Below are 14,930 nucleotides of genomic sequence, written 5' to 3' on the forward strand. Positions count from 1 at the left end.
ATCATGCCAATGAAGAGTATTAAGCGCTTTCATTTATTTTCCAATGCCTTTTTCTTTGTTGTTGATACAGGTTCCTTACAATAAACAAACCTGTATCAAAACTCGATATGTTTTAATACAGGTTCTTCTGTTATTTAAAAAGTTGGATAAAAAAAGAAACTAGTGGCATATAAATCAAACTAGTTTCTTAGGATTATAATAGGATTTTTACATTTCATCCGCAAAAATAGTGGCAATAAATAATTTTTCATCTCTTGTTAAGGTAAGTTTCATTTTTTTTTCAACGGCTCGTAATGTTTTTTCCGTTTTTTGATAAATGATTTCTAATTGATGAGTGATTTCTTCACCCTCTGGAAAAACAAGAGGTTCATTTTTTATCATTCTTTCTAAAGCAAAGGCTGTATGCATCACAATTCGAATCATAACGGTGTTGCTTAGTTCCATTTCCAACTCATCTTGTACATGACCTAACCACTCTAACAGGATTTCACTTATGAGATACGGATTAATAAATAGAAGGTACTTTCGCAAGTTTTCTTCGCAAAGTTCACGCACAACAATATTCTTTTCGGTTTGCTCCTCATCATAACGTATCGTTTCTTTTGTAATTGCCTGTTGAAGTATTTGTTCTCCCTGGCCTTCAATAAGAGCTTCTAGTGATACATGAGGCACATCAATCTTTGGGTTTTTAGTACCTGCTGTTGCGAGAATTTCATATTCTTTTTGAATTTCTCGAATATTTGCTGCTAATTTAATAGAAGAAACGGTTAGAATTTTAATAGGTTCTTGAGATACTTTGCGGGAAATAATCGTTAAGATTTTTTCTAATTGTTTTGCTGTACCGCTTCCTGTTGTACAAATAGAAACAAGCGCTTTCTTTTTTCCAAACACATGCTGCTGCTTATCTATAAATTCCATAAAGTCTTTTTGCACCGAATCAAATATGGCATATAAATTTAAATCTAAATAATTTACTTTTCTAACGGTGTCTAACACCATAGACGTCGTCACATTGCTGATTGTTTTAATTTTAGTCCCTGTTTTTTGTTCCAACTTGCTTTCCAACATAGCAAGCGAACCCATGTCTACAAGCATTAATACGCCTTCTCCTTCATCTACTTTCTTAATTCCTTGAATTAACCTGTCTACAATTTCAGCTGGAGATACTGTCAAAGGCACATCAATAGCTATAATAGGAGTACTTCCTAAAAGCTCCGTAGCAACCTCAACCATAGAAGTTGCCGTGCTGTTTCCGTGCGCAGCAACTACAATCCCTACTCGCTTATTTTCTTCTAACGTTCGAATGGATTGAATAACCATTGTGAGATAAATGACTTCTAATTCTGGAACGGCAATGTTAAAACACTCTTCAATTCGATTCTTAAAAAGCAGTGCTACCGCATATTCTTTTGGATATGTTTCGCGAATTTCATCTATCTCCTTTGTATTTAATACGTCTACTTGTTTTTTCCGCTTTAAGAAGGATTCCATATGCATACTTAAAAAATGAATAAACCTGCGATCAAATTTACAGTTCAATTCTTTTTCTGCCAAACGTTTTAATTCTTTTGTAAGTTGAATCACGTCGTCTTCTACGAATTTCATTAAATTAGAGCTCTGGCCATTTTTTTGATTAAAAAAGCTCCGAACATTCAAATGAATGTCGGTAAGAATATATTGATTGATGTCTTCTTGGGATAAACCTTCTTTAGTTAAAATATCGACTTTTTCTTCTATTAACTGATATAAATTAAATGATACGTCTTCCTCCATTTTTATTTCTTGACTCTCCGCAGCCGGAGAAATAATTGTCTTAAGGTTTACATATTCAGAAATCTTTCTGCTTCGTTCCATGTTTTCACTACTCGAAATCCAATCCCGTTTAATATCATCAGGCAGATCTCTCACTGTAAGTTCTACCATATGTTTACTATCAAGGTTATTTAAAAACCCGTGTGCGCAAACGAGCTGCACATTCGATTTTAACTGCCCTACATTCCCAAATTTTTCAGTGTGAATTAAAGCATTTAATACATCAATATGAACGCTTAGCTTTTTATTAATTCGTTTAGCTTCTTGTCCTAAAAGAAACGTCGTGAGGCGGATTTTTTCTTTTAAAGATCGCTCTTCTAATGAAGGAATATGGATGGTCATCGGAATTCTTCTTAAGAAGGTTTGCAGTAAGGCTGAACCAGGATTTTCAGTTGTAGCACAAATAATTAATACTTTAGAAGTTCGCTTATGATCTGTTTCCCCTAGACGATTGTACGTACCTTGATCAATGAGGTAGAAAAGCATTTCCTGACCTTCAGGAGGAAGCCGGTGTATTTCATCCATAAAGAGAATTCCTTCATTTGCCTGTTCTACTAAACCTACTTTATTTTCAGTTGCTCCAGTGAAACTCCCTTGCTTATGACCAAATAACTGAGAAAGAAGTAATTGAGGATTATGGTAATAATCAGCGCAGTTAAAGGTAATGAATGGGGCATCTGTTTTTAACCTCTCTGAATACAAGGCAAATTGATAGATTCGTTTTGCAAAAAGAGATTTTCCTGACCCCGTGGGACCTAATAAAAGCATATGTAACCCATTGGGCGGGTAAAGAACAGCAGCTTTTGCTTGAGAAATCGATTTTTTTAAACTGCCTGTGGCTCCAATCATTAATTCAAAAGGATTAGCAGGAAGAACCTCTTCTTTTCCCCCATTAGATAGCTGCTCTAGTTTTTCCACTTCCATCTTATTCGTATCCCACTTTTGACGACAAATTGCTTCGGCGACCTCTAGAGGAACATAGCGAACGGGGAACATTTTAATTTTAATTACTTTTTTCATGCGAACAAGTTTGTTAAGTTCAAGACTTACATTAGATCTCTCTAAATTTAACTGTTCAGCAATTTCAATCGCTGAGCTTCCTTGTTTATGTAAAAGTTCCACTTCTGTAAACTCTTGAAAATTACTCAACAGCTGATTATATACCTTATCAATTCGTTTCATTAGAAGCACCTTCTTTATTTTCAGTTAGCATTTGCATCTTCTCTTTTCAAAGAAACATGACTTTTCCTACTGCAAGTTATTTCATATACAACTACCATTATGTATGTCATACTAATCTATGAAAGCATTTCGATCCATTATATGTAAATATATTAAGTTAGTCAATCCTGCATGTCAACCGGTTTCATTCTTGAAGTTATAACGTGTCTGAATGTTTCATTTTCCTTGAATAACTATAAATCTGTATATACTACTTTTTTATTTTAATTAGCACTGCAGTTACAGTACATTTTTGATTAAATAACAAAACGAAAGAAAACAGCAGCAGTTATTGCCATTTCCTTTCGTTTTAAAAAATTATTTATCTGTAGTTAATTGCCCTTGTGGTAAAATACTATTTTTCACAACAGCTGTTTTTGATCCTTTAATATTTAACAGGAAGCTAGGAGCAAACGTAGAATGTTCCTCTGAATAGAAGCCTCTGTTTGTCATATAACTTGTAATTACGACATTGTCTCCTTTTACTTGTGGAACTGCAAAATGTGAATACGTAAACGTTTTGTCATTAGGATCGAGATTCATATGTAAAACAAGTCCTGTATCGTTTAGCGGTTTGTATTTTCCAGTCAGCGTATTCGATACGTACCCTAGCATATATACGTCATCTTGGCCAATACCATCAATGGTCATTTTAGATCCGCGAGAATCTGTGAATAAATACCATTTTCCATCTTTTTTAAATACATTTGCACGTTCAATTTCATCCGTTACCGTGTTTGAGGTAATCAATGGATCCATTACTTTTTTCAAGGTATAATCGTTATTTAGTTCTATAATGCCTAATGCGCCGTTTGCTAAAGAGGCTTTCTTTTTGTTAGAGCTCTGCAGTAACTTCTCTTTTTCTGATTGGAAAAATGGATTGTTTCCACCGTAGTAAGCTCGATTGTAAAGAGAGTCTTCACCTTGATAGCCATCTTCAGTTCCTGTGTTTGCTTCAAAAACAAGATATTTATGCCCTTTATCTTCTACATAGTGAGGATCTCTCAATGTATGATTATCTCCTGAACCATACGCACCTTCGTCGATAAACTGCTGAACATTTTGATACTTTTTACCATCACCATCAAAAATGGATTTATGGTCTTCAACACCTTCAATTTTCAACGTATCTCCACTTGGCTGAGATACATTTACTTGAGCTGTTGTTAGAGTTTGTTTTCCATAGTTTGTACCTGAAAAGTTGGTATAGAATAAGCGTACTTTTCCATCGGATGTTAAAGTAGCAGATCCTGACCATTCCTGTGTTTGCTTTTTCAAATGAGGGTCATTCGGTACAAATTTGTCACTGTCTTTGAACACTCTTCCTGCATTTTTCCAGCTGTCAATCGAATCTTCACCGATTTTTTGATAAAACACATAAATAGATGTATCATCAGCATCTTTCGGGTCGCCTGCTAGTGCAAATACAACTTGGTAACCATGATAGTTGGCTACTGTTCCGTCAGCATTTTGCAGAGGCCAGCTGTCCCATACATCTAGGTCAATTAAATTGCCTGATTTATCATATCCTTTTGCAGAGGCAATATTTTTGATCGTTGATTTATCAAAAGCTGGAACTTTAAACTGTTCGCTTTTTTGCTGCTCAGGAATTTTCAGCATGTTATCACGTGTAATATGGGAAACTCCATAATTATTATTTGTATCTTTATGATTGCTTTCCGCAGCCCATGTCTGAGATCCTGCGCCTACTAACAGAGCTGTAGCAAAAGATAATGCTGTTGTTTGCTTTGCGATTTTCTTAATATTCATCTGTTTTTCTCCCTTTTGTATAATACTTTTTCCTGTGTCACTCACAAGCGATTCATTTTCTATGTATCAAGAAGTCATATCAATTTGGCAAAATAACAGAACCGGTTCCATTACCTTTCAAAGATTACTTGCATAATATTGAAAAGTCAAATAGGTAAAATGGAGTAAACAACCCCATTTCACCCCCTTGTTTTTTTAATTTAGTTATAAAGTCTTAATTCTTTAAATTTTTAATTTAAATTGGTAAATTCATTGTTATATTTAACCTGAAATTCTTTTATAAGCTCTCCTGCAGCTATTAAAACAAACGGCATTCAAAAAAATATCACTTATGTATTTTTTGTACAATAGTGGAATAATTTATTTTACAATAATTTCCTATGGTAATAATAAGAGACAAAAGAATTAGAAAATCTATTTTTATTTTCATTCTTTTATACTGCAAAATTTTATGGAGCATTTTACAAGAAATCGCTATCATTTTAATTGATCAATAATGCACCTTTCAGAAAACCAAAAAGAGCTCTTTGTAAAGAGCTCTTTTTGATATCATTTATGCTGTTTTTAAATAGCGGTTCTTTAAATAAATCACGTACCGCAGTACGTTTGATAAGGCTGATTAGACGGAGCAGACGGTGTGCAATAATCTAACTCATTCGGCGATTCATAAGGGCTAGAAAGTACTTCAAGAAGGGCTTCCATGACGCTGTAGTCTCCTTTTTGTGCTGCTTCTAGCGCTTCTTCTACCCGGTGGTTTCGAGGAATGACAGCGGGATTGTTATTTTTCATAAGCTCTTGTGACTCCGCTTTCGATTGCTTTTGTCTTCCTAGTCTTTGCTGCCATAGCTCATGCCACTTTGCAAATTCTTCACTTTCAAACAGGTCACTGTTTTCTAGCCTTTCAACAGTTAATGCACGAAACGTATTTGTATAGTCAGCTTTATAGGTTTTCATCATTGTAAGAAGCTCTTGGAATAATGCTTCATCTTCTTTTTCCTCGTTAAAAAGCCCAAGTTTAGCCTGCATACCTGCCAGCCAGTTTTCCCGATAGAATCTTGGAAATTCCGTCACGGCGTTTTGCGCTATCTCAACTGCTTTTTCTATATCTTGATCCAATAGCGGTAATAAGGCCTCAGCAAATCTCGCAAGATTCCAACCTGTAATGCCTGGTTGATTTTGGTAGGCGTAGCGCCCTTGTACATCGATTGAACTAAATACAGTTTCTGGATCATAGGTATCCATAAATGCACATGGTCCATAGTCAATTGTTTCTCCGCTAATTGTCATATTATCCGTGTTCATGACGCCGTGAATAAAACCAATAAGCTGCCATTTGGAAACTAGCTTAGCGTGACGCTTAATCACTTCTTGAAGTAACGATAAATATTTTCTTTCATCCTTTTCTATGTGAGAGAAGTGACGTTCTAACGCATAGTCAGCTAAAGCTTGAAGATTTTCAACTGTTCCCCATTTTGCAGCGAACTGAAATGTACCAAAACGAAGGTGACTGGAAGCTACGCGTGTCAAAATCGCTCCCGGCAGTTCTTTTTCACGAATAATGGATTCGCCTGTTGTTACAACCGCTAGGCTCCTAGTAGTCGGAATACCTAAAGCATGCATGGCCTCACTAATAATATACTCACGCAGCATAGGTCCTAGAGCTGCCCGACCGTCTCCTCCGCGGGAATATGGAGTTCGGCCTGAGCCTTTAAGCTGAAGGTCTACTTTCTCACCCGAAGGCGTAACTTGCTCCCCTATCAGCATAGCTCGTCCGTCTCCTAGCATGTTAAAGTGGCCAAATTGATGTCCTCCATAAGCTTGTGCAAGCGGGAAAGCACCTTTTGGAACACTATTTCCGGCCAGAATGCTAACTCCTTCTTGGCTTTGTAGCTGCTCTTTCTGTAAGCCTAGAGATGCAGCTAAAGAGTCGTTAAGTTTGGCTATTTTCGGTGAACTGACCGGATTAGGGTCAAGAGGCGTAAAAAAGATGTTTGGTAACTCCGCATAGCTATTACGTAAATTCCATCCTGTTTCTTTTTGATTAGTCATCGTATCTCCTTTTCGTTTTGTGTCTTGAAATGTAATTCTTTTCTTTACTCACGATTGCTTTATAAGCTGAGTAGCCTACTCTACCCTGCTTTCTTCTGGGCATCTTCAAGCACGATACTTTTTCTTTCATTTCATTATCTCTTTTAATTATTATATCGCATTTGTACATACTTTTAACCTAAAGTGCCTTATCCATTTATTTATCTCCAATTTGATGAAGGCCTATTAAATGCTCAAAAAAAGAAGAAGTATTAATATACTTCTCCCTCTATATTTTACTTCCAAATATCTTTTAAATTCCAATACGTTAACTCTTTTACGATTACGTCTCCTCCTTCAGTAAACAATTCAATTCCAAGCCTGCTTTCTTTTGGATAAATACGGCTTGTCATGGTAGCCTGTCCTTCGTTTGCAAATACTTCAATGGAAGAACGATCCACAAATATTCGTAAAGCTAGTGTCTCACCTGCCTGTAACGCTATTTTCCTAATGCCATCTTCTTTTCCCAAATGAGTACAGTCAAGCCATAGCTTTTGCTCATTAAGGCTGTAGCACATAAGCGCTTCTTCATTGTTTATTCCGCGAATTTTTATTCCTACGGCTGAAGCTTGGCAGTCCGTTAAATCAAATACAGCCTGTATCTCTAGCAAGTCTTCATTTACTTCCACTACATAACTGGTAGAGAGAGTTTTATTTGTTAGCATATCATATTGAGTTTTACGAAGTGATGTAAGCTCTTTTACGGGATTCATTACCACTTTATCCCCTTTTAAAGTTAGTTCTCTCGGAAGCGTTAGCGCACCACACCATCCATCCTCTTTAGTTGGCATATTAGCTTCCCACATGTCCATCCACCCAATCGCAATTCTTCGTCCTTTATCATCTAAAAGCGTTTGACCAGCATAAAAATCGTGGCCGTAATCTAATTCAGTAAAGGGTCCATGATGAAATGTATTGGTTTCATAACTATATTCTCCAACCAAGTACCCTGTTTGAAAAAGGTTTTGATAGGAATAACCTTCTGCTTCTATCCCTTGAGGAGAAATCATTAACACATGCTTTCCGTCTAACTCAAAGAAGTCTGGACACTCCCACATGTATCCTAGATCTCCATCACTTTTAGCAAGGACACCAACATATTCCCATTTCCATAAATTTGAAGATCGGTATAAGATAACACGTCCCTCTTGTTTCTTTGTTGAGTTTCCTAAAATCACATACCATAAATCTCCATGCTTCCATACTTTAGGATCTCAAAAATGATGAGAGCTATCTGCTGGTGGCTCAGCAATAACTGGATTGGTCTCTACTTTTGCAAAGGTAATGCCGTCTTTACTAACAGCTATATTTTGGTTTTGAAAAAAAATATCCCGTTCTTTATCTATATAATTATGTCCCGTATAAATTAATGTAAGTTCTCCTTCGTTATCCACAGCACTTCCCGAAAACATCCATCTTTATCAAATGTGTCTCCAGGAGCTAAAGCAATCGGTAAATGCTCCCAATGGACAAGATCTTTACTTTTGACATGCCCCCAATGCATCGGCCCCCAATTTTCGTCGTAAGGATGATGTTGATAAAAGACATGATATTCTCCTTTATAATGAATTAACCCGTTTGGATCATTGATCCAGTTAGCTGGAGCCATAATATGATACCCTAACCGATATTGATGATTCACTTTTTCCTCTGCATCATTTAATGAATTTTGAGCTTTCTCGATTTTATTTACCGTTAACATAATCATATCCCCTATATAATCTGCGTGTTTTCTTGAACATCTTTTCTTATAAACCTACGTTTTTTAGAATTTAGTAGTGTAAACATGGAAATAACGTTAAATACCAATACCATGCCGCCCATAATTAAATAGGTACGGGAAAAACCTACGCTATCGTATAATCCTCCCGCTATGGGTGAAAGAACTGACGCACCTATTTGTGAAGCAAATTGAAACCCAACCAAATAAAGTATAGAAGATAAACGCGTATCAAAGTTAGCCGCCAAGTATTTAAAGATGGCAATAAGCATAATAGGAAGTTCTAATGCATGAATAAGCTTCATTGAAGATATTCCAATTGGACCAACCACAAGTCCTGACCCAATAATACGAAATCCCATTAGAAATCCTGCTAAGATCAAACTATTTTTTGCACCAATCTTATTTACAATAAACGGTGCTGCAAACATCATTCAGCTTCTAAAAATACTTGAAACGAATTTAAATAGCCAAATACTTGGTTACCTATCGATTCAGTAGGAAACAAAGATGCATAATAGATAGGAAATTGCTGATCGTATACCCTGTAAACGCACGTGACACCAACAACATAAATCATAAAAAACCAAAATTCTTTTAATAAGAACAAATTACCTATATCTCTTAACGTGACGGATTCAGCTTTTTCCATTTCATAACTAGTCATTTCTACTTTTACAGAAAAAATAATAGCTACAAGGATAACAGCTGAAACAGATGCCACCCAAAAATTAATGTGAGGATTAATATTAAATAGTTGTCCAGCAAAGAACGTAGCTGCAGCCCAGCCTAATGAACCCCACATTCTCGATTTCCCGTACTCAAATTTATATTTTCGGCTGACTTTCTCTATGTATGTTTCAATTGCTCCGATGCCCGCCAAAAACGCTACCCCTAAATATAATCCTCCAATAATAGCTCCTATCAACACATTGTATTGAAGCAAAGGCCCATAAACAAAAATATAAAATGGTCCTACAAACACTAAGAGACAGCTAATAAAAAATAAAATGTGCTTCTTTAAACCTATTCGGTCAGATATATATCCGTACAAAGGTTGCATACACAAAGCAAAGATAGCGTTTACAGAAAAGATTAAGCCTGTAGCCGACCCGTTCAACTTAATCTCCTGCCCTAACCAAATAGAAAATAAAGAGTAGCTCGACGACCACGTAAAAAAGAAAAAATATGCACTCAGCTTCCAATATAAACCTTTTGAACTTTTCATTTTAGTTACCCCTTTAGTTTAAGATATACAATCTTTTATCTAACGAAATAAAAGCGCTTTCAACTTGATTTTATTTCAACCGATTTCATATTTTATAATGAAAAAAGATTGTATTAGGCGTAAAAGTGGGCTATGTGGTATGTTTATGTTGGTTAATAAAACGCTTACAAACCTTACATAGATTTTTATCGGTCAAAAGAAAACGTAACGACTAGAAAGCTATTTGCTTGATTACATTTATTTTAAGGCTTTTACATGTCTGATATATACTATAAAAGCAATGTGTTGGAGAAATTAGGAGGAAACTAGATGAAAGCCAAGATTAGTGATGTAGCAAAAATTGCAGGTGTTTCACCGACTACAGTTTCTCGTGTATTAAATAACCGTGGTTACATAAGCAAAGAAACGCGAGAAAACGTTTACAAAGCGATGAAAGAAATTAATTATTTTCCAAATGATATTGCGCGTTCATTATTTAATAAGCGAACAAATTTAATCGGTATGATTGTCCCGCAGACGAGCAACCCTTTTTTCGGAGAGTTAGCCTTTCACATTGAAAGTATATGTGCTTCCCTCAACTACAAAGTACTTCTTTGTAACAGTCTTAATCGAATGGATAAAGAAAAGAAATATGTAGAAATGCTCATCAGAAATCAGGTAGATGGTGTCATCGCCGTTACCTATAATAGAGGTATTTTTGATTCCGAAAGTCAAAGTCTTCCGGTGGTAGCAGTGGATCATTATTTATCGAAAGATATTCCTACCGTATCTTCTGATAACTATTCTGGAGGACTACAAGCCACGGAATTGCTCATTTCAAAAGATTGTAAGCATATTATTCATATTAACGGCCCCCTTAAGCTCGAAACTCCAGCTAATTTAAGAAGGACAGCTTATGAAAACGTGATGAAAAAGTACGGAAGACAGTCCATCACGTATGAAATTTCGAATACCTTTGACCGCAACATTCAGCGAGAAACTATTTCCAGGGTTTTTGAAGAACACCCCGAAGTAGATGGTATTTTTGCAAGCGATGACTTACTTGCAGCTTTAGTAGTTGCTGAAGCACAAAAAAGAGGAAAAAACATCCCCAGAGATTTAAAAATCGTAGGTTATGACGAAACGGAAGCCATTCAGACTTTGTTACCTGGTCTAACTACAATTCAACAGCCAATTGAATCGATTGCTCAAACAGCCATTGATATTTTACTAAAAGAAATTGAAGGAGAATTTAGCGATTTACCTCACGAAATCTGCCTTCCAGTTAAGCTTTTAGAAGGACAAACAACATAAAAATACGTTTTTTACAAAATAAATATTAGTTTGTTGTATATTCTTCTCCCTTTATTCACACCTTAACCTTACAGAAAGGAGTTGAATACAATGGCAAACAACAAAAGCAGCAATAATAATGAATTATTAGTATACGGAGCTGAACAAGCAATCGATCAAATGAAATATGAAATCGCGAGCGAGTTCGGAGTAAATTTAGGAGCTGACACTACTGCACGTGCAAACGGATCAGTAGGCGGCGAAATCACAAAACGTCTTGTGCAATTAGCTGAGCAACAACTTGGCGGCGGACGTTTCTAAAACAATTTCATACACACCATGACTTAAGGAAGAATGGATACCCATTCTTCCTTTTCATATATTTAATTTAAATCTTTATATAAAATTATTATTGTTCATCCTCCCTGCTGATTGATTTTGTTTTTCCTTTCTTTAATACCGCACTGATTCCTAAACAACAGACAGCTGCTATCCATCCGGAGATAAGAAAATAAACGGAAGTGTTTGCAAAAAGTGTGCCTATTAAAATAAACAGGCCTCCGAGAATAATAAAAAAGACGTGACCCTGACCATTTCTTTCCACCTTCATCACCTCTTCCTACGTACACAAACTAATGTTCAGATACAAAAGAAACTTCTTGATAAACAAGAAGTTTTCTTACGTACGTTCCTTTTCAAAAAAAATAAAGCTGTTTTCTTTTTATTTATTCAGCTAAACCACTCAATATTCTTCTCAATTACATGCTATTCAATAATTTCCGCTGTTTTATACTCCTTCATAAATACATCAATCACATCTCCTGCTTCCTCATTCTCTTCCTGCATTTGAACGAGTATTTCGTTTTGTGCATTTACGGAAAGAATTCTGACATCCGACATCCGGTTTATATCCAGCTGCAGCTCCAAATCTTTGGCAACTTCATCAGCTTTTAGTGATTCTTTGATAATATATCTGTGACTTCTCATGACATTCGCTCCTTTACGTTATATGAACGAATATAGTTTATCCAAACTTTCAGCACACAATGACATTTTTTCTTATGTCTTATATTTACACAAAACAAAAAAACGGCTTTTCTCAGCCGTTTTTTTGTTTTACCTTTCAGTTACGAAAAACCATATTTATTTCTTTATTTGACTCTTCTCAATATCAGATATCATACGTTTATTTATTCCGAATGCGTAAAAGCTAATGACAACAAGAACAAGGAAAATAATTCCTACAATAAGTGAAATACGCGTTTCATCATTAAACCACATGCCTACAAGCACCATTAGTAAAAAAGCAATGGTTACATAATTCGTTACAGGGGCAAAAGGCATTTTGAAAGGATGACTATCCATTTCAGCACCTTTAGCTTTGCGGAAACGAATTTGACTGATAAGAATAATGAACCAAGGAATCATTCCCGGAAGCACGCTAGCACTGTATACATAAACAAATACATTAGGTGGAGCAATGTAGTTTAAAATAACACCAATTACTAATCCAATCATAACAGCGAGTGTACTATAAATTGGAACACCGTTACGAGAAATTTTTGTAAAGAATTTAGGTGCTTGACCGTTTACACCAAGCGTATAAAGCATGCGTCCTGCACTAAAAATTCCGCTATTACAGCCTGACATCGCTGCTGTAATGACTACAAAGTTAATGATACCTGCAGCTGCCGTAACACCAACTTTAGCAAATGTAGATACAAATGGGCTTCCTAAAGAATCTAACTCATTCCAAGGATATACCGTCACGATGACAAAAATGGCTCCAATATAAAAAATTAAAATGCGCCAAATGATGCTTTGAATCGCGCTTGTTAACGTTTTTTTAGGATCCTTTGCTTCACCAGCTGTAATACCAATTAGCTCGACTCCTTGGTAAGCCGCAATAACAAGAGATAGCGCAAAGAAAAAGCCTGACCATCCGCCTGCAAAGAAGCCGCCGTGTGCCCAAAGGTTTGATAACCCAATTGCGTCTCCGCCATTTCCAAATCCAAAGAGAATTAATCCGAGTCCTGCAATAATCATTAAAATAATCGTTACAATCTTAATCATCGCAAACCAAAATTCAAACTCTCCAAATGATTTCACTGAAATTAAGTTTGCTGCGCCTAAAATCAACATGGCAATAATACCAGGCACCCAAGCTGGTAAATGAGGGAACCAGTACTGCATGTATGCCCCTACCGCTATAATTTCGGACATCCCAACGATTACCCATTGAAACCAGTTGCTCCACGCAGTCATATAACCTGCTAATGGATGAATATATTTATGGCCAAATGTAGCGAATGAACCTGTACTTGGTTCCATGTACAACATTTCGCCCATTGCACGCATAATAAAGAAAATAAACATTCCGCAAATTGCATAAGCAAGTAATACCGATGGGCCTGTCCATTGAATAGTGCTTGCCGATCCCATAAATAATCCAACGCCAATTGTTCCCCCTAGCGCGATCATTTGAATGTGCCGAGATTCTAAGCCTCTTTTTAGCTCTTTGTCTGCCATTCCATTTCCTCCTCCTAAACTTGTTATAGCTCTGTTAGGAAAGATACTTTCTGGTTCTGATGGAACAGCTATTGTTTTCAAAACATTCCATTTTTTATCGAGTACCTTTACAACTAAACTACCTTTTCTATTTTTAGCTATTCGACTGTATAATTACTTATTTTATAATAATAAATTTTTCTCAGAAATACAATTGTTTTTTTCAGAAAAACACTTAATGGACTCATTCATCTTTGTTAAATCAGTCATCTCAGTAAAATAGTTTTTTATTTCAGTATAATTAAAATTTTATGAATATTTAAAATAAAAAACAAAAAATTAGTTCCGATACCGAAACACTCCGTTTCTTATAGAAACCGTAATGAAACTACTACCTAGTCGAACCAATTCCTTTCTTCTACTTTTACGTTTTTTCTTTCTCTTCTTAGGGAAAGTATCCATAGAAAATAGAGATGAGGAGGGATTTTTCATGTGGCAAGCTGCAATGTGGGGCGGAATTTCGGGATCAGCTGTCCTTCTTGGTGCTTTGGCAGCAGTTTTTTTGCCTATCGGCAAAAAGATAATCGGTTATATTATGGCTTTTGGGACAGGTGTATTAATTGGAGCATCTACCTATGAGCTGCTTGGAGATTCGGTTCATAACGGCGGGTTAAAAGCTACTTCTCTTGGGTTCCTTGCCGGGGCTGTCGTTTTTACTTTTTTAGACTATCTGATTTCACGTCAAGGAGCGAATAAAAGAAAGAGATCTACAAAACAAATGGCTGCGAATAGTTCTGGAATTGCTATATTTATAGGAACCGTAATGGATGCAATACCAGAGTCCATTATGATCGGAGCTAGCTTAATTGAAAATGCAACCGTTAGCTGGCTTCTTGTTATCGCTATTTTTATAAGTAATATTCCTGAAGGACTGTCGAGTACGACCGGTCTAGTAAAAAGCGGATTCTCTAAAAAGAAAATTTTTTTACTGTGGGCAGCTGTTTTGTTCATTTCAGCTTTTAGTTCATGGACAGGATTTGTTTTTTTAGACCATGCGTCTGAGACACTCATGGCTGCTATTGCTGCTTTTGCCGGAGGTGGTATTATTGCCATGGTAGGTTCTACAATGATGCCAGAGGCCTATGAAGAAGGAGGATCTGTTACGGGATTAATTGCTGCCCTTGGATTACTTGCTTCGCTGATACTGGATCACTTTTCTTAATCGTCTTCATACTACTTCTATCGTTTCCAAGTAGAAAACATAAAGCCTTCTACTTGGAGACCATTTATCCTAATTATATTATTATGAAT

Annotated in this window: 9 protein-coding genes and 2 pseudogenes; 3 read left to right on the top strand and 8 right to left on the bottom strand. The window is 36.1% G+C overall.

The genetic code is table 11. The features are described from left to right. Window positions 1-207: 207 nt before the first annotated feature. The 5 genes and pseudogenes from ACLHDF_RS08600 to ACLHDF_RS08620 form a co-directional block, all read right to left on the bottom strand. Entirely contained in the window at window positions 208-2,994 is a 2,787-nt protein-coding gene (locus ACLHDF_RS08600) for a sigma 54-interacting transcriptional regulator (protein ID WP_413918472.1), read from the bottom strand. Window positions 2,995-3,351: 357 nt separating this feature from the next. Continuing rightward, a complete protein-coding gene (locus ACLHDF_RS08605; protein WP_413918473.1) occupies window positions 3,352-4,803 on the bottom strand; it encodes a glycoside hydrolase family 68 protein in 1,452 nt (483 codons plus the stop codon). A gap of 588 nt (window positions 4,804-5,391) precedes the next feature. Then, window positions 5,392-6,852 (bottom strand): protein adenylyltransferase SelO, encoded by a 1,461-nt coding sequence (locus ACLHDF_RS08610; RefSeq protein WP_413918474.1) that lies wholly within the window; start codon window positions 6,850-6,852, stop codon window positions 5,392-5,394. Window positions 6,853-7,127: 275 nt separating this feature from the next. Further along, window positions 7,128-8,593, bottom strand: a pseudogene (locus ACLHDF_RS08615) (glycoside hydrolase family 32 protein). A gap of 11 nt (window positions 8,594-8,604) precedes the next feature. Beyond that, window positions 8,605-9,839: pseudogene (locus tag ACLHDF_RS08620) on the bottom strand (MFS transporter). Between the two features lie 309 nt (window positions 9,840-10,148). Here ACLHDF_RS08620 and ACLHDF_RS08625 point away from each other — a divergent pair. Together ACLHDF_RS08625 and ACLHDF_RS08630 are read left to right on the top strand one after the other, a co-directional pair. Further along, the gene (locus ACLHDF_RS08625) at window positions 10,149-11,132 is read left to right on the top strand and encodes a LacI family DNA-binding transcriptional regulator (protein WP_413918475.1); all 984 of its coding nucleotides are present in this window, start codon (window positions 10,149-10,151) and stop codon (window positions 11,130-11,132) included. 90 nt (window positions 11,133-11,222) lie between these two features. After that, complete coding sequence (locus ACLHDF_RS08630) at window positions 11,223-11,432, top strand: alpha/beta-type small acid-soluble spore protein (RefSeq protein WP_013058452.1); 210 nt, start codon at window positions 11,223-11,225, stop codon at window positions 11,430-11,432. Between the two features lie 88 nt (window positions 11,433-11,520). Here ACLHDF_RS08630 and ACLHDF_RS08635 read toward each other — a convergent pair whose 3' ends face one another. From ACLHDF_RS08635 to ACLHDF_RS08645, 3 genes are all read right to left on the bottom strand, one after another. Beyond that, window positions 11,521-11,721, bottom strand: coding sequence for a hypothetical protein (locus tag ACLHDF_RS08635; protein WP_413918476.1), 201 nt, complete (start codon window positions 11,719-11,721; stop codon window positions 11,521-11,523). 155 nt (window positions 11,722-11,876) lie between these two features. Then, complete coding sequence (locus tag ACLHDF_RS08640; protein WP_413918477.1) at window positions 11,877-12,098, bottom strand: hypothetical protein; 222 nt, start codon at window positions 12,096-12,098, stop codon at window positions 11,877-11,879. 156 nt (window positions 12,099-12,254) lie between these two features. Then, window positions 12,255-13,640 carry an amino acid permease gene (locus ACLHDF_RS08645; RefSeq protein WP_413918478.1) on the bottom strand — a complete coding sequence of 462 codons (1,386 nt, stop codon included), beginning with the start codon at window positions 13,638-13,640 and terminating at the stop codon, window positions 12,255-12,257. Window positions 13,641-14,109: 469 nt separating this feature from the next. On the opposite strand from ACLHDF_RS08645, the gene ACLHDF_RS08650 reads away from it, so the two are divergent. Next, a complete protein-coding gene (locus ACLHDF_RS08650; RefSeq protein WP_413918479.1) occupies window positions 14,110-14,841 on the top strand; it encodes a ZIP family metal transporter in 732 nt (243 codons plus the stop codon). Window positions 14,842-14,930 lie beyond the last annotated feature (89 nt).

Source organism: Priestia megaterium, from assembly GCF_046599315.1.
Taxonomy (GTDB): domain Bacteria; phylum Bacillota; class Bacilli; order Bacillales; family Bacillaceae_H; genus Priestia; species Priestia megaterium_F.